Below are 17,030 nucleotides of genomic sequence, written 5' to 3' on the forward strand. Positions count from 1 at the left end.
AATCAGCTTAAAGGTTTGATTTATTCTTTTAATGAGCACGGTTAAAACGTGCGATCCATTGCTTGTAAGGTAGTACACCACCTAAGAAATACGTGATGATAGTTTGAATCGGTATCCAAATAACGGTTTTAATCAAACGTGGTGCCCAAATCAACCAGCTATTTAAAGGAACATGATACATCATGGCCAACCAAAGTGGCGTCAAAATCAAATTGATCAAAATCGTAGTTGTTAAAACAGATTGAATCGAATTTTTCCAAGTTATTTCCTTCTTATAGAAGAAATAACCATAGATAGCTCCTTCAAGAAAAGCATTGATAGTAAAACCGATAAAAAATGCTGCTTTTGAAAAAAGTGCCATACCAATAAAATCAGCAATTACAGAACCAATTCCTGTCCATAAAGAACCGAACAGCATTCCCATGATAATTTCTGGGATGAATGTAAAACTGATTTTTAAAAATTGTGTCTCAATTCCTAATAACCGAGACAGTGTGACCATCATAGCAATTAATAATGCCATTGTTGTGATGCTTCTAGCATCGAGATGTTTCTTTTGATTCTTCATTTCTAGCATCTCCTTATAGAGCTGCTACATCTTCATGCAGCGAATGCGAAAATAAAACCGTAGACCAAACCAAGTCTTTCGTCCAAAGGGCAACATCCCATCCCTCTAGCACTTAACGCTTTATTTCCTACTCTGATTTTATTTAGGGACAAGCCCCGCAAAAATAGTAGCACAGAATCAAATAGTAAACAATCTTTTGATTTTGCTGAAGAAAAACAACCGTTTCTTTTAAAAAGTTCTTTCTTGTTTGTGAAAAAAATAGTAAGATAAAGCCACAAAAAGAAAACGATTTAAGAAAGTGGGAGTTTGATGTATACGCCAAGTGAAACAGCAGTTATTTGTGAGCAAAAAGGAATTGAAAAAGTTAAAAAAAATCTAGTTGCTAAGCTATTATTAGGATTTATTGGCGGTGCAATGATTTCACTGGGTTACGTCGCTTATATGAAAATTGTGGCCACCACACCAGAAAAATTAAGTTTTTTGGGGACACTTTTAGGAGCTTCTGTTTTTCCGATTGGTTTGATCGTCATTTTGTTAGCTGGTGGAGAATTAGTTACAGGGAATATGGTGGCGGTTTCTTTAGCTTGGTTAAATAAAAAAATTAGTTTAACCGAGGTTTTAGAAAATTGGCTAGTGATTACACTGGCTAATTTAGTCGGTGCATTATTTGTTGCATTTTTCTTTGGACATATTGTTGGATTAACCTCAAAAGGCGCTTTCCTACACGAACTATTAACGGTTAGTGATGCCAAAGTTGCTGCTACTCCGTTGCAAGCTTTTGTTTCTGGAATTGGCTGTAATTGGTTTGTGGGACTAGGCGTATGGTTAAGTTACGGCTGTAAAGATTCCATGGGTAAAATTGCAGGCATTTGGTTTCCAATCATGATATTTGTTTTATTAGGATTTCAGCATAGCGTGGCGAATATGTTCGTCTTATCGGATGCAATGATTGAAGGCCATCTTGGGATCGGTGCATTTTTTGCCAATATTATTCCTGTTTACTTAGGCAATATTGTCGGTGGAGTAGGTTTTGTAGCCTTTCCATATTTCATGTCTTATCAAAAAGGGCATTAAATAAATAACTATTCTAAGAGAAAAACTAGTCTATCCTGTTATAGGATAGACTAGTTTTTTGTCAAAATTAAGCTTATCTCTATAAAAGACAAAAGAATATGTAGCAATTAAGAGGAACCCATTCCCTGATCCAGATTATGATACAATAAAAATTATTTATATTGTATACGTGTTAACTAAGAAAAGCATCAAGTAGATCAAAAAATGAAGAGGATTGAGTGGACGTTGAAGAAAGTATCGATTGATAATGTAGTTTTTGGGGAAGGGATCCCGAAGATCATTGTTCCATTAGTAGGGAAAACTAAAGTCGAAATCTTACAAGAAATTGAAATTGTTGCACAAAGTGATTGCGATGTTGTGGAATGGCGAATTGATCATTATGAAAAAGTATTAGATTTTGAAGAGACAGCTACTTTTTCAAAAAAAGTAAAGCAAGCTATCAATAAGCCATTACTCATCACCTTTAGAACGGTAAAAGAAGGGGGCGTTTGTCCTTTACAGGATGAAAAGTATTTTGAGTTGTATCATGCATTGATGGAACGAGGAGATTTAGATTTGTTGGATATTGAATTGTTTATGCCAACAGAAGCGGTAAAAAAAGCCGTCTCAAAAGCACATGAAAAAGGAATCAAGGTCATCATGTGTAACCATGATTTTGATAAGACACCTACCAAAGAAGAAATAATTCAACGTTTAAGAACGATGCAAGAAAAAGAAGCTGATATTTGTAAAATTGCGGTTATGCCTCAAAATACACATGATGTCATCGTGCTTCTTGATGCAACGCAAGAAATGTATCATAATTATGCAGATCGACCACTGATCACGATGGCTATGGGGAAGCTAGGTGTTGTAAGCCGTGTTTCCGGTGCGACTTTTGGTTCTTCGGCGACTTTTGGCGCAGCCAAACAGGTTTCAGCCCCTGGGCAAGTTTCAGTAAATAAGTTAAAAAATATATTAACAAGTTTATAAAAAACGTTCAATGAGTTCTACTCATTGAACGTTTTTTTATTACCAAATTTGAACGCGTTTTTCTGGGGCTAAAAACATTGGATCTCCTGGTTTTATGTCAAAAGTTTGATGGAAATCTGCTAAATTTTGAACTTGGACGTTTGCGCGTAATTTATTTGGAGCATGGACATCAACGGATAGTAATAATTGTGTATATTCTTGTCGAGCTTTCATCCGCCAAATCGTTGCCCAATTGATAAAGAAACCTTCTAAATCAACTGCAGGATCTTTTTTTGCGGCTTCTAAAGCACAGCTTAAACCGCCGGCATCGGCGATATTTTCTGAGACCGTCAATTTACCATTCACTTTTCCGCCAGCAATTTCTAAACCATTGAATTCAGCAATCATTTGATCCGCCAGAGTTTGAAATTGGTTTTGGTCAGCTTCTGTCCACCAATTATTTAGATTACCGTATTCATCAAAAAGGGCACCATTATTATCAAAAGCATGAGAAATTTCATGTGCGATCACTGCACCGATCCCGCCGAAGTTTTGACTGCTTGATTGTTCCAAACTATAAAAAGGTGCTTGTAAAATAGCAGCTGGGAAAACAATGATGTTTCTGAATGGGTGATAATAAGCATTTACGGTATCGGCGCTCATTTCCCATTCATCCCGCTCAACAGGTTGATTCCATTTTGAAAAGTTATCTTTGCGTTTCAAATGGCTGAATTCTAAAGCATTGCTAAGCAGTGTTCCGCCAGCTTCAGCAGTTGTTACGTTGAACTGTGTATAAATTGTGGGAATTTTTTCTGGATAGCCGACATGGACTCCCAAGGTACTCAATTTTAAAATTGCTTTTTCACGCGTTGCTTGGCTTAGCCAGTTATTGTTGCTCAACCGATCTTGATAGACTGTGATCATTTGCTGAACCATCTGTTCAACGTCTTTTTTAGCCTGTTCGCCAAAATATTTTTTCCCATAGTAATCACCGACAATTTGATCAAAACGTCCAGCTGCTAAGTAGTAAGCCGCTTTTTCTTGAGGTCGTGCTTCTGGTGCTCCAGAGAGCGCCCGGCTGTAGATTCCACCGGTTTGACGGAATTCCTCACTAAGATAACCCGTCAGTGCATTGATCGTCATAACTAGCATCCAACTTTTTAGTTTTGGAAATACAGTAGGATTGACTAACTCATCAAGAGCAGCAAAGAATTTTGGTTCAGTAACAATGATTTTTTCAGGTAATTCACCAATGACATCGATGAGTAACTGTCTCAAGTTAAGTTGAGTACTATGTTTAGTAAATGCTTCACCACTTTCAGGGTTATACATTTTACTATAATCGGCATTTTCTTCTGCACTTTTTACATAAGGAGCTAAAAGCTGATCATATTCTAAGGCTTCAGTGGCGATTTTTGCGGCTTTATCTGCATCATAGCCGGCTAAAGTGAAAAGTTTTACCGTCATTTCTTTGAAAATCGCTAACAATTGTGGAGCTTGAGGATGATCTTTTTGATAATAAGTTTTATCCGGTAAAATCAGTCCAGGTGCTGCTGCAAATAGCGCATTGATTTTTGTATTTTTCATATCTGCATCGACATCGATCCCAAACGGCAATGGTAAGCCAGCAAGAAGCCAGTCAGCTAATTGATCATTCAACTCTGTCAGATTGGATAAAGAGGCTACTTTTTCTAATAAGGGAAGAAGCGGTGTTGCACCGTCTTGATCACGTTTTTCGTAATCATTAGCCAAGTTGAAATAAGCAATATATTCACGCATGAGATCATTGGGAATCGTAGCCGGGTCGGCACTCATTTTTTTAGTCTCTGTGATCAATAAATCATCGATCTCGTCGACTAAATCTTGGAACCCTCCAGTTGCCGGTTTATCGGCGGGGATTTCGGCTTGTTCGGTCCACTCACCGTTGACGGCTTCATATAAATCTTCTTTGATTAGTTTTTTGTTCATAAAGTGACAACTCCTTACGCATTCTTATTCTTTCTATAATATCATAAATCATTTATTCAACGACTCCTAGAAAAGACACTTTTAGTCAATTTATTTCCATTAGAATTGACAATGTATCCTAATGCATAGAGAATGAACTAAATCTAAACTATGTATAACAGATATAAAATGATGGAAGGAGAAAGAAATGCCGTATTTGCTTGATCAATGGATAGAACTAGAATCGTTTGAGAATTATCGTAACTGGAAAACGCCGAAAGGATTTTTATGTGGAACGTATGCTAGCAGTGTACTGTTAGCATATTGGTATGACCAACTAGATGGACGTTGTTTGGCCCCAAATAGTCGAGTTAAAAATGATCCAAGATCAGAAAAAATAGTGGAGCAACTTCAGCCTTGGCTCCAACCGATCGACTTGCCGACTGTTTCACTACAAATCGCTATCGGTTTGAACCGTTTTTTTCGCTACTATAAAATTCCTTACCGTGCAAGACAAACGTCACTTGGTAGCTGGCAACGCGTAACCAAACGAATTTTGAAAGGTGAACCGGTTATGATCGGATTGATGTATCTGCGAGGTAGTACCTATAAAAATCACTGGGTCGTCGTGCATGGTTTTATGGAGACCTCGGCCGGTGAAAGATTTTATAAAGTGCATGATAATTGGGGAAATAGTGCGGCAGTCATACCGGCTAAATGGGGGAATGGTACGATTTCTTTAGTTTCTCAAAATGAAACAGCTTACTAAATAAAGCTCTAATTAGACTTTTTCGCATCTTTATTAATGAAAAGTAAAATTCATAATAAATTGCAAAAAATATGTTAAAATGATGTTACCAAAAGATGGAGGGTCACCATGTCTGAAGAAAGTAATGCAAAGTTTAAAATTTTTAGTCTAAATGGCAATCGGCCATTAGCTGAAAAAATCGCCGAAGTTTGCGGCGTACCGTTAGGAAAAAGTACAGTCAAACAATTTAGTGATGGAGAAATTTCAATTAATTTAGAAGAAACGGTGCGAGGATCTGATATTTATTTAGTTCAATCAACCAATGAGCCAGTGAATGATGCTTATTTAGAGTTGATGATCATGATCGATGCATTGAAGCGCGCAAGCGCAAAATCAATCAATGTGATCTTACCCTATTATGCATATGCACGACAAGATCGTACGGCTAAACCACATGAACCGATTACTGCTAAATTGATTGCTAATCTACTTTCAAATGCAGGCGCAACACGAGTATTGACACTTGATCTACACACAGTCCAAGTTCAAGGATTCTTTGATATCCCAGTAGATAATTTATTTACAATGCCATTGTTCGCACACTATTATCGTCGCCGCGGAATGGTCGGAGATGACTATGTCGTTGTTTCACCTAAAAATAGTGGGGTCCAACGAGCACGTAGCTTGGCGGAATATCTAGATGCCGCAATCGCAATCGTTGATGTTGCAGATGAAACGGATCCTGAATCAGGATATGTTATCGGTGATGTTGAAGGTCGATGCTGTATCATGGTTGATGATATCTTAAACACTGGTGAAGTGTTCTCAAATGCAGCGAAGATATTGAAGAAAGCAGGCGCAAAAGAAATCGTTGCTTGTGCTTCACATGGGTTATTGTCACCGCCAGCAAAAGCTAATCTAGATGCAGCAGACATTAAAGATATCTGTATCACGGATTCGGTATCTACAGCTCCTGAACGTCATCCTGAAAATCTATCGATTATCAGTTGTGCAGAATTAATGGGAGAAGCAGTCAAACGGATCCATTCTGAAAAATCAGTTAGTCCATTATTTACGATGGAACGAAAAGATTATAAATAAAAAAGGGCAGTAATGCCCTTTTTGCTACTAAAAAAATAGTCATTAGCAAAAAAATATTCTTGCTAAACTCTACTATTTAGCTTTATTGATGAAAAAAGCAGAAAATTTTGAGAGAACAGCGTACAGAAAGGTTCGAGAATTTGTGGAAAATATTTATTTAGATCATGCAGCGACGACGCCGATGCATCCAGAAGTAATTACAGCGATGACCGACGTGATGAATGAAACGTTTGGTAATCCATCAAGTGTTCATTCTTTTGGTCGACAAGCAGCTGGAAAGTTAGAAATGGCACGCGAAGTTATTGGGAAAAGTCTAGGCGTGAAATATCATGAAATTATTTTCAACAGTGGAGGAACCGAAGGCGACAACACTGCTATTATAGGAACAGCTTTGGCACGAAAAAATGAAGGCCGCCATTTGATTACAACACAAATCGAACATCCTGCGGTGCTTAATACGATGAAGTATCTAGAAACGCAAGGGTTTGAAGTAACGTATTTGCCTGTTGATGATAAAGGAAATCTTTCAATGGCTGATTTTGAGGCGAGTTTACGTCCAGATACGATCTTAGTGTCAATTATGTATGGCAACAATGAAATTGGTAATTTGATGCCAATCAAAGAAATCGGTGAATGCTTAAAAAATCATCCAGCGTATTTCCATACAGATGCCGTTCAAGCATATGGCAATCAATTTATTCGTCCCCATGAGTTGGGAGTCGATCTTTTAAGCATTTCTGCGCATAAAATCAATGGACCAAAAGGTGTGGGCTTTTTATTTAAGAGTGACGAAGCCCATATTGATCCATTATTACGTGGTGGAGAGCAAGAAGAAAAACGTCGTGCTGGCACTGAAAACTTAGCAGGCATTTGTGGATTAGCTAAAGCAGTTGAGTTATTGACCGAAGAAGAACGCGAGAAGCGAAATCAGCTCTATAATCAATTTACTACGAATATTTTATCAGCGTTAGATGCTGAAGCAATTGACTATCATGTAAATGGTGATTTAACGAATAAATTACCACATGTTTTGAATTTACGTTTTACTGGGATCATCAATGACTTATTACTGATGAAATTGGATTTGCGCGGCATAGCGGTTTCTACCGGATCAGCTTGTACAGCTGGAACAATCGATCCATCCCATGTATTAGAAGCCGTATATGGTGAAAACTCCAATGAAGTTAAAGAGTCTGTTCGCGTAAGTTTTGGGTATGGAAATACTATCGAACAAGTCGACTATTTTATTGAACAACTGATCATGAGTTTGAAAGAACTAACAAAGTAGATTGAAATGCCCGATCGTACCCTCTATAATTAAGAATGAAAGAATAATTGATGAGGTGAGTAGATGGCATTTACGAAGCAAGCAACAATCAAAGGAGCAAAGTACAATTATGTATTAGCACCAACAGCTAAAAGATATACATTACGCGATAATGGTTTTACTGAGACCAGTTCAGGAAATTTCCAATTGGCTCGTCCGTTACAAGCAACACCCCAAAGTAAAGAAGGCTTTAAATTAAAAATTACTGTTGCAAAAGATCTAGGTACATTTAAAATGTCTGTTACAACGGCAAATGGCTTGAAAACAGTCGATATTTTTAAAGATAGCCAGCAAGAAATGGTCCAAGAAAAATTCTACTATTTAATGGATGGTATGATTGATCGCGGATTATTCATTAAAGAAGAAATTTAAGTAAACACGGGTTTTATCGATAGGTCGTTTTCATCGATAAGGCCCGTTTTAACTTTACAAAAATAAATGGGCACTAGACTTATAAAGCAAGACAAAGCATTTGATTTTATTTTTACCAATTAACGTTCTTTTTTTTTATATTTTTAACCCTTTACAATTCCATGTGTCAGAGATTGTGGTAAACTAATATTAAGAAAATTATTAGGAATGAAGGTGAGAAGTTGGTTCGCAAGATTCAAACGATTACGCACAATAAAATTATTTCTAATTTCCGGGTCTTGTCAGGACTGACGATCTCAATTGAAGATTGTGCCTATTTAACGAAGCAATTCCAGGCTTACGGAGTAGATGATTATTATATTAGTGATTATCAAGGAAATAGCTATTTGACGCGCTATGTCGACTATTTTATCGATTCGATTCCTTGCTGGACGTATAAAAGGAAATATTTCGTTCCTTTAATTTTTCGGGATACGCCAGATACTCAAAAAATGTTTCAAGATGATTATCGTTGGAAAGCCTTTTTTGTCTTATTGGATTGGTATTTAAAATATTCGCCAGAAAAGGTAATTATCCAAACAACAAATAATAAATTCAAAGTGATCGACACAGCATTTCTAACGTTTCGATTATGGGAAATCTGTGATGGTGCAGCTTTTCCAATTGCTAATTTGAATAACTTGTCTGAGTTTGAAAAATGGAATCAAGCCTCTCATTTAATTGATACAGGTCGTTCATTTAAGCAAACCCGTGAATTTGATGACACGAAAGAAGCGGATTTGACGCAATTAGAAGCTGTTATTTCGATCATTAAAATGAAATACCAAGCTATCTTACTAAAACAAGGTTACCAATTATGATTGGTAGCCTTTTTGATTGCCTTTTGGGGCTTTTTTTGATTAACGATGGTAGAATAAAACCAACAATCAAAATAAATGGTAGGTGATTTTGATGAAATATTTTATATCCGATACGCATTTTTTTCATGAGAATCTTTTAGGCGAAAACGAATTTGCCCCGCGTTTATTCGATACTGTGGAAGAAATGAATCAGCAGATGATCACAGCATGGAATGACGTCGTCAGCGATAAAGATACTGTCTATCATTTGGGAGATATTGCGATGCACCCTAAATACGATCGAGGCTCTGCAGAAGTCTTAGCGCAATTGCTTCAATTGAATGGAAAAATTATTTTTATCAAAGGCAACCATGATTCCCGGGCTTTTTTTAAATATTTAGCAGCTCATGATCCCAAATTAACGAATGGAGAACCTAAGTTTGAGTTTAATGATGTTGGGGTGATCGTAAAGTTTAACCATCATCAATATTATTTGACCCATTATCCAATGCTATTAGGAAAAACAGTGAATATTCGTAATCTTCATGGACATATCCATAATTATAGTATGCCAATTGCCGAGGATATCAATGTAGGAGTAGATGCACCAGAAAGAAAATTTTTAAAAAATGCTTTACCATTTGGGACCCCGATTTCTGAAAACTTGATTGATGAGATTGCAGCGTATAAAGAAACAGAAGTCCAAAGATTAAAATAAAAGGATCTATAATAAAAAGCGTCAGCAAATTTGCTGGCGCTTTTTTATTATTGTGCTTGGAGGTGCTTGAATAAAGATTTAGTTTTAGCAGCTTCTTTATTCGTATAATAAAAATCGCGGTCTTTAGTCGTAATTTTTAAAATTGGTTTTGATTGATACTCTACAAATAGAGTAGTCGATTTTCCTTCAAGTTTAAAATTACCAAGTGCATAATCGTCGGTTGCCAAACCATTTACTTTGATAATATTTTGTGGCATCTGATCGATTAATTGAACATTTTCGATCTGGTCATAATCAATTTTTTGTTTATGTGTCAAAGGACCATCCAAAATCAATTGATTGTGAGTCATTTTATAGGTTAATGGATCTGGGTGATAATCCAACGTGTATAACGGAATCACAGTGACCAACATTGCGCCAATCAGAAGGATCGGAAGAAGGACAAGAAAAATTTTTCCGATTGTTTTTCCCAGATTGATTGAGAGATTCATGCCGATTCGATCAGGAATCATCAGACGTGAGTCATCTGGATTCAAATACATGCCATAACGCCAATAGTAATCATCACCAGTATAGCGAAAGGTAGTTGTTTGGGCTAAAACTTGGTCTTGTTTTTTCCGTAAGCGCAACAGCCACCATAAAGTCAGCCCACAAAATAATAAAATCAATAAAAACTCTATTATTGTAAGGAATACAAAAAATTTAGCCGCCGCAGTCATTGTTAGCAAAGGGAGATAAATGATCAATACGATCGCCAGGCTTGAGAGGATCATATAAGTGGACCAATAAAATTTAGTCAGATCGTTGTATCGTTGATTGACCAGCGAATCATTAGTCAAAGCGCGAACAGGTAAATGACTGATTGAACGCCAAATCATGATAAATAAAAGTAGTACAAGTAAGCCAAGCAACAATAAAAACCAAGCCAATGAATGTAAACTTCCTGCTTGTAGAACAAAAGTAAAAAGAAATAAACACGCCAAGGCGGGGGCAAACCACCAAATGGGAACTAGTTTACGATTTTTTTCAACGATTAATTTTGTATCGACTCTGATTGGTTGTTCGGCCAGCTGCCACTGATTTTTAACGAGCAATTGATGGCCTTTACGAATATAGCGAAGCTGTACTAAGTAACTAGCACCAATTGAGAAATACAACAGTACGAAAAAGAGCAACATAAAAATAGATTCTTTCATTGGAAACAGCAACACAAGATCTAAAACTGATAGTATACCTGCTAATTGAAATTGTCTTTTTTGATAATTTTTTCGAAAAAGAATTACTTCGGGATCGTTCAATTTGTCGGCTGGAAAAGTATTTTCGACGATTACCTGTTTATGCGGTTTAGCCGCCAAGGATGTGGTGAACGCGATAACTAAATTACAAAAAATCAAAATGGCTAAAATCATATTCGGAAACATCAAATTTCCTCCTCTCTAAAGCTAGCTAAAATAGTTTGAACTTTTTCTTGAATCATTTGTTCATCTAAATCAGTCAAAGCAAGCTCTGCTAATAATAAAGTCAGATTCTTTTCGTGATTTTTTTTCAGTTTTACGGGTAATGGAGCAACTAAGGTCCCTCTCCTGCGATCAGTAATCAAATACCCTTCTTCTCGTAATTGCTGATACCCTTTTGAAACAGTCATCGTATTGACTCCTAATTCATCGGCAAATTGTCGAACCGTAGGCAGCTGTTCCTCCGGTTTTAATTCGCCACGTGCAATACCAATAATGATTTGATTTCGTAACTGCAAATAGATCGGTTCTTCAGCATGAGGATCAATTTCTAAAATCATTTTGTCCCCTCCTTTGTATTATTTATATTAATACAAATAATACAAAATGGCAAATAAAAATAATTATGAAGAATTATCTATCGAAAATTTAAGATTTATGTTGTATAATTCGTTTTACTGAAAAGTTGCGACCTTCAAATCGTAGAATTTTCGGAATCTATTTTGAAATGATGGTGATACTGTGTCTAACAGCAACACACGAGTCGTCGTAGGAATGAGCGGCGGCGTCGATTCATCTGTAACTGCGTTGTTATTAAAGGAACAAGGTTATGATGTGGTCGGCATTTTTATGAAAAATTGGGACGACACTGATGAAAATGGTGTTTGTACCGCAACAGAAGATTATAAGGACGTAGCAAAAGTCGCTGCGCAAATCGGAATTCCTTATTATTCTGTCAACTTTGAAAAGGAATACTGGGATCGGGTATTTGAATATTTCTTAGCCGAATATCGGGCAGGACGGACACCAAATCCTGATGTTATGTGTAACAAAGAAATCAAATTCAAAGCTTTCTTAGACTACGCGATGGAACTAGGAGCAGATTACGTAGCGACTGGCCACTATGCACAAGTTGAAAAAGATGAGAATGGGGTCGTGCATATGTTGCGCGGCGTCGACAATAATAAAGATCAAACGTATTTTTTAAGCCAATTGTCACAAGAACAATTAGCAAAAACATTGTTTCCACTTGGCGGAATGCAAAAACCGGAAGTTCGTGCAATCGCTGAACGAGCTGGTTTAGCTACGGCGAAGAAAAAGGATTCTACGGGTGTATGTTTTATTGGAGAAAAGAATTTCAAACAATTTTTGAGTAACTATCTTCCAGCTAAAAAAGGTAAAATGGTTACTTTAGATGGGGAAGAAAAAGGCGATCACGACGGTTTGATGTACTATACAATTGGTCAACGCCAAGGATTAGGTATTGGTGGTGGTGGTAAGACACAAGAACCATGGTTTGTTGTTGGTAAAGATTTATCAACGAATACATTATACGTGGGCCAAGGATTCCATCACGAAGCACTATATGCTACAAGTTTAGATGCCAGTGAAATCCACTTCACTACTAATGAAACAAAACCAAAAGAATTTAAATGTACTGCAAAATTCCGTTACCGCCAACAAGACTTGCCAGTAACAGTCCGTCTATTAGATGGGGATCGTGCAGAGGTTATTTTTGATGAACCTGTTCGTGCGATTACACCAGGTCAAGCAGTTGTATTTTATGATGGCATGGAATGTTTAGGTGGGGGCTTGATTGATCATGCTTACCAAGAAATGAAAGAATTACAATATATTTAAAGTGAAAATGAGACTTCCTTTGATGGAAAGTCTCATTTTTTTGTATAAAAAAAGCCAGTCAAAAGCGACTGACTTTTCTTTCTATGCAATGCTCTGAGCAAAATGAGCCATTGCGACTTTTACTTCGTTTAATTTTTCTGGTTTGATTAACGGGAATAGCGTTTTTTGGAGTTGTTTGAAATCTTCTAGACTTAAAGCATTAGTCTCTTGATCAGCAAAACTTTTGACCAAAATTTCTTTGGCTTCATTTTCTTTTCCTTCAATCGTATTGTTAAGGAAAAAGTCTAAAAATTTTAATTGTCCGTCTAACATATCGTTCACTTCTTTCATTAGAATCATCCTCTAGTATAAGAGTTTGTCTAAAAAGATGCTATTGATACGACTTATAATTAATGACTTTGCTGTATTTCTTGTTGTTTTTTCTTTTCGATAATTTCCTTTGTATTACGATGAACCAGTAGATAATTGACTAACACCAATGCTGAAGTCGAAATAAAGACACCACGGTAACCAAAGATAGACGACACACTAGAACCAATCATCGGTCCAACAACATTTCCAGCAGCTTGGAACGATTGATTGTAGCTAAAAATTCTACCTGCAGCATTTTGTGGAGAATATTTTGTGATCAACGTTTGGACAGCAGGTAAGAGACAAGCATCTGAGATTCCGACTAAAAAGCGTAAAGCGGCTAATTGCCAAACGTTGGTAACGATCGACATGGGCAAGAAAACGAGCATCGCAAAAATCAAACCGATCCCCAAGATTTTTTCACTGCCTATCCGGTCACCTAGACGACCAAAGCGTGGGGCAGCAATCAACGTAGCAATACCAGGAATCGAAGCGATAATTCCGCTGACTAAAGTGATATTTCCATGATTGTGCATCAACTGACGAATGTATAAACTGATAATCGGGCTAATCGAATTATTGGAAGCTTGAATGATCAGTGTAGTGACAAACATACCAATCACAACATGTGGGTATTTTAGATTATGAAAAATTTCTTTTGCAGGGAGCATATCTTTCTTTTCAACAGGAGTAAATTCTTCGTGGACAAACAGTAGGCTAAGCAAGAAGACTAAAAATAGGATACTACCAGTAATAAAAAAGGTTGGACGATAACCAACAATGGATGCGATCACGCCACCGACTAAGGGCCCTAATAAGTTTCCGGTCACAGCGCCAGTAGCTAAAGTCCCTAAAACTTGACCACTTTTTTCGCGTGGGGTTCCCGTAGCAACTAAAGCCGTAGCGTTACTGATATAACCAGAAAAGACACCTTGGAGCAAACGTAAGCCAATTAATTGATAAACATTGGTTACGAGTCCCATCAGACTAATCACGACAGCCATTCCAAGAGAAGCGCGTAATAACATTATTTTCCGACCCTTTTGGTCAGCTAAGCGTCCCCAAAGAGGTGAAACGATGGCAGTGATCAAAAAAGTAGAAGAAAAGGTGATTCCACTCCAAAAGTTCAATTGCTGGTTAGAGTAGTTTCCTAGTGAATCAATATATAAGGACATAAAAGGCATCACGAGACTAAAACCGATACCGGCCATGAATGTACCAAACCATAAGACAATCAGATTTTTTTGCCAAGTCTGACGAGGTTGAAATAATGCATTTTTGATTTTACTCAAAATAATAAAGGCCTTCTTTCACTAATATTCAATTTTAAAAACCGTTATACATTATAACGCTATTTTCTAGTATGTAAAATCACCGCCTATTGTGATAAGATATAATTAAGAAAAAAACAACTTTTTCAGAAAATTTAAAGAAAATCATCCTTTTTCTGAAATTATGCAATTTTGAAACATTATCCTTGAATTTTTATTTCATCATCCCTATGATTGAGGTGGAAAGAAGGGTAGCAGAATGTATCAAGTAATGACAATGTACGGTGATAATGAACCATGGTGGTTTTTCGAGGATTGGCAAAGAGACGTTCAAACGACTGCGACTTTCGATGATTTAGAAGCAGCGGTTGCTTATTATGAATATCAATGGAACGAACTAAAAAACAAAAATACATACAGTAATGCGAAACACAATTATTTGAGTGCGTTTTGGAATGAAGAAGATGAACGCTGGTGCGAAGAATGTGATGACTATTTGCAACAATATTGGGGTATCGCATTATTAAAGAACGGTCAGCCACTTCCGGTTGAAAGCAGAAAGGAACTTTATGAAACAGCTAATTATAGCGGAAAAGCCAAGTGTTGCAAGAGACTTGAGCAAGGTGCTTAACGCTACACAAAAACATAAGAACTATTTTGAAGGACCCAATGTTGTCGTGACTTGGGCCCTTGGTCATTTATTGGGTTTAAAAATGCCTGAAGACCTTAATAAAGAATGGCAAAGTTGGCAGATGGAAACACTACCGATGATCCCTAAAACGATTGGGATCAAACCTTTGCCAAAAACACGCGGGCAATTAAAAGCAATCCAACAACTGGCAAAACGAAATGATATTTCAGAAGCAGTCATTGCAACCGATGCAGGTCGTGAAGGGGAATTGGTCGCACGCTGGATTTTAGAATATGTGCGCTTTAATAAACCTGTCAAACGGCTATGGATTTCTTCTCAAACAACCAAAGCGATCCAAGATGGCTTCAAAAAATTAAAACCAGCCAAAGAATACGATAATCTCTATTATTCTGCTTTGGCTCGGGCAAAAGCAGATTGGTTAGTAGGGCTGAACGTTACACGCGCATTGACCGTTAAATACGAAGACAGTCTGTCAGCTGGTCGGGTACAAACACCGACTTTGGCTATGGTCCGTCAGCAAGAAAAGAAGATCGAGGCCTTCCGCCCGCAAAGCTATTATGTGATTTCACTTGAAGTAGCTGGGCAAAAAGCAAAACTGAATCAAAAAAATCCTTACGGGATTACTGAACGTGAGTCAGCAGAAAAACTTGTTAAAGAGTTGTCACAACAAAAAGGGACTGTCACGCAGATAGCGACAAAAGAAAAAACAGAACCAGCTCCGCTACCTTATGATTTAACAGAGATCCAACGAGAAGCGAATGCACGGTATCAATTTTCTGCCAAAAAAACGTTGTCTCTTGTCCAAAGCCTCTATGAAACACATAAAATCGTAACCTATCCTAGAACGGATAGTAAATATTTAACGAATGATATGAAAGCGACGATGAAGGAACGCTTGCAAGCAATCAGTGATTTCGCGCCAGAAGTCAAAACCTATATTAAAAATGGAGGACAAGTCAAACAAACTCGTGTCTTCCAAGACAATAAAGTAACTGATCACCATGCATTGATTCCGACAGAGCAACGACCAAGATTTGAAAAATTGTCCTCTGATGAACAACGAATCTATCATATGATTGTGACTCGTTTCCTAGGTTTGTTTGCGGATGCGCATAAAGAAAGCCAACAAAAGGTGACCGTCACATTCCAAAAAGAGACCTTTACTTTCCGCCAAAATAAAGTTTTAGTGGCTGGTTGGAAACCGGTTGAAGAAGCCAAAAAGGCCGTTCAATGGACGGAAGGCATGAAACTTGTTCCTGCTTTTACGATTGAAAAAGCGCTAACGACGCCGCCAAAATCGTTGAATGAAGGAACTCTGCTGGCTCAAATGGAAAAGCATAGCTTAGGTACACCAGCTACTCGAGCTGAAATCATTGAAAAATTGATCAAATCAGAATTGATGGAACGTACAACAACAGGGTTACTGGTCTCACCAAAGGGTAAACAATTGTTAGAATTGGTGAATCCATCACTAGTGACACCTGAATTAACCGAAAAATGGGAAAAACAATTAGAAGCGATTGCTGATGGTAAATACAGTAGTCATCAATTCTTGCAGGAAATCGAAGCTGATACAAAAAAATTAGTCAGTGAAGTAAAACATAGCGATAAAAAGTATCAAGATTTCTCAATCACAGCGAAAAAATGTCCTGAGTGTGGTGAACCATTACGCGAAAAAAATACACGCGATGGAAAAATTTATATTTGTACCAATCCTGAATGTAGTTACCGTCGTCGCAAAGATCCGAAAGTTTCAAATCATCGTTGCCCACAATGTCATCGTAAAATGGAAATCATTGATGGAAAAAATGGTTCATATTTCCGTTGTAAATATGACGGAACGACGGAAAAAATGTTAGACAAAAAAGAACGTTCGAAAAAAATGACAAAACATGAAGAACGTCGCTTATTAAAAAAGGTCAATGATCAAGAAGAACCACAAGAAAGCCCATTGGCAGCAGCCTTAAAAGCCGCAATGGAAAATCAACAATAATATCAAACCCCTCCGAGTGAAGT

At 37.3% G+C, this 17,030-nt stretch carries 17 protein-coding genes and 1 riboswitch; of the genes, 11 read left to right on the forward strand and 6 right to left on the reverse strand.

What is annotated here, in order from left to right:
- Positions 1-28: 28 nt before the first annotated feature.
- Complete coding sequence (locus RV04_RS06085) at positions 29-577, reverse strand: folate family ECF transporter S component (protein ID WP_071857579.1); 549 nt, start codon at positions 575-577, stop codon at positions 29-31.
- A 26-nt stretch (positions 578-603) separates the two neighbouring features.
- A riboswitch (THF riboswitch) is annotated at positions 604-705 on the reverse strand.
- A gap of 172 nt (positions 706-877) precedes the next feature.
- Between RV04_RS06085 and RV04_RS06090 the strand changes: the two genes are divergently transcribed.
- Positions 878-1,642, forward strand: a complete 765-nt coding sequence (locus RV04_RS06090) for a formate/nitrite transporter family protein (protein WP_071857580.1) — start codon at positions 878-880, stop codon at positions 1,640-1,642.
- Between the two features lie 225 nt (positions 1,643-1,867).
- Complete coding sequence (gene aroD, locus RV04_RS06095; RefSeq protein WP_071857581.1) at positions 1,868-2,614, forward strand: type I 3-dehydroquinate dehydratase; 747 nt, start codon at positions 1,868-1,870, stop codon at positions 2,612-2,614.
- Positions 2,615-2,653: 39 nt separating this feature from the next.
- Here aroD and RV04_RS06100 read toward each other — a convergent pair whose 3' ends face one another.
- On the reverse strand, positions 2,654-4,561 hold the full coding sequence (locus RV04_RS06100; protein ID WP_071857582.1) for a M13 family metallopeptidase: 1,908 nt from the start codon (positions 4,559-4,561) through the stop codon (positions 2,654-2,656).
- Positions 4,562-4,748: 187 nt separating this feature from the next.
- On the opposite strand from RV04_RS06100, the gene RV04_RS06105 reads away from it, so the two are divergent.
- From RV04_RS06105 to RV04_RS06130, 6 genes are all read left to right on the forward strand, one after another.
- Positions 4,749-5,309 carry a hypothetical protein gene (locus tag RV04_RS06105; protein WP_071857583.1) on the forward strand — a complete coding sequence of 187 codons (561 nt, stop codon included), beginning with the start codon at positions 4,749-4,751 and terminating at the stop codon, positions 5,307-5,309.
- Positions 5,310-5,417: 108 nt separating this feature from the next.
- On the forward strand, positions 5,418-6,389 hold the full coding sequence (locus RV04_RS06110) for a ribose-phosphate diphosphokinase (RefSeq protein WP_071857584.1): 972 nt from the start codon (positions 5,418-5,420) through the stop codon (positions 6,387-6,389).
- A gap of 142 nt (positions 6,390-6,531) precedes the next feature.
- Positions 6,532-7,677: a cysteine desulfurase family protein gene (locus RV04_RS06115; RefSeq protein WP_071857585.1), complete on the forward strand. Its 1,146-nt coding sequence runs from the start codon at positions 6,532-6,534 to the stop codon at positions 7,675-7,677.
- A gap of 63 nt (positions 7,678-7,740) precedes the next feature.
- Entirely contained in the window at positions 7,741-8,088 is a 348-nt protein-coding gene (locus tag RV04_RS06120) for a DUF1831 domain-containing protein (protein WP_071857586.1), read from the forward strand.
- Between the two features lie 221 nt (positions 8,089-8,309).
- Positions 8,310-8,948 carry a hypothetical protein gene (locus RV04_RS06125; RefSeq protein WP_071857587.1) on the forward strand — a complete coding sequence of 213 codons (639 nt, stop codon included), beginning with the start codon at positions 8,310-8,312 and terminating at the stop codon, positions 8,946-8,948.
- Positions 8,949-9,039: 91 nt separating this feature from the next.
- Positions 9,040-9,645 (forward strand): metallophosphoesterase, encoded by a 606-nt coding sequence (locus RV04_RS06130; RefSeq protein WP_071857588.1) that lies wholly within the window; start codon positions 9,040-9,042, stop codon positions 9,643-9,645.
- A 47-nt stretch (positions 9,646-9,692) separates the two neighbouring features.
- Here RV04_RS06130 and RV04_RS06135 read toward each other — a convergent pair whose 3' ends face one another.
- Together RV04_RS06135 and RV04_RS06140 are read right to left on the reverse strand one after the other, a co-directional pair.
- Positions 9,693-11,066: a PH domain-containing protein gene (locus RV04_RS06135; RefSeq protein ID WP_071857589.1), complete on the reverse strand. Its 1,374-nt coding sequence runs from the start codon at positions 11,064-11,066 to the stop codon at positions 9,693-9,695.
- Positions 11,066-11,440: a GntR family transcriptional regulator gene (locus RV04_RS06140; protein ID WP_071857590.1), complete on the reverse strand. Its 375-nt coding sequence runs from the start codon at positions 11,438-11,440 to the stop codon at positions 11,066-11,068. The genes RV04_RS06135 and RV04_RS06140 overlap by 1 nt, the downstream gene beginning before the upstream one ends.
- A 181-nt stretch (positions 11,441-11,621) precedes the next feature.
- On the opposite strand from RV04_RS06140, the gene mnmA reads away from it, so the two are divergent.
- Positions 11,622-12,740, forward strand: coding sequence for a tRNA 2-thiouridine(34) synthase MnmA (gene mnmA / locus RV04_RS06145; protein ID WP_071857591.1), 1,119 nt, complete (start codon positions 11,622-11,624; stop codon positions 12,738-12,740).
- An 81-nt stretch (positions 12,741-12,821) separates the two neighbouring features.
- On the opposite strand, the gene RV04_RS06150 is transcribed toward mnmA, so the two are convergent.
- On the reverse strand, positions 12,822-13,070 hold the full coding sequence (locus RV04_RS06150; RefSeq protein WP_245791057.1) for a hypothetical protein: 249 nt from the start codon (positions 13,068-13,070) through the stop codon (positions 12,822-12,824).
- 59 nt (positions 13,071-13,129) lie between these two features.
- Positions 13,130-14,383 carry a multidrug efflux MFS transporter gene (locus RV04_RS06155; protein ID WP_379952968.1) on the reverse strand — a complete coding sequence of 418 codons (1,254 nt, stop codon included), beginning with the start codon at positions 14,381-14,383 and terminating at the stop codon, positions 13,130-13,132.
- 238 nt (positions 14,384-14,621) lie between these two features.
- On the opposite strand from RV04_RS06155, the gene RV04_RS06160 reads away from it, so the two are divergent.
- Together RV04_RS06160 and RV04_RS06165 are read left to right on the forward strand one after the other, a co-directional pair.
- The gene (locus RV04_RS06160) at positions 14,622-14,993 is read left to right on the forward strand and encodes a DUF1033 family protein (protein WP_071857593.1); all 372 of its coding nucleotides are present in this window, start codon (positions 14,622-14,624) and stop codon (positions 14,991-14,993) included.
- Positions 14,932-17,007 (forward strand): DNA topoisomerase III, encoded by a 2,076-nt coding sequence (locus RV04_RS06165; RefSeq protein ID WP_071857594.1) that lies wholly within the window; start codon positions 14,932-14,934, stop codon positions 17,005-17,007. The genes RV04_RS06160 and RV04_RS06165 overlap by 62 nt, the downstream gene beginning before the upstream one ends.
- Positions 17,008-17,030 lie beyond the last annotated feature (23 nt).

Origin of the sequence: Enterococcus hermanniensis (assembly GCF_001885945.1) — a bacterium.
Taxonomy (GTDB): Bacteria; Bacillota; Bacilli; order Lactobacillales; family Enterococcaceae; genus Enterococcus_A; species Enterococcus_A hermanniensis.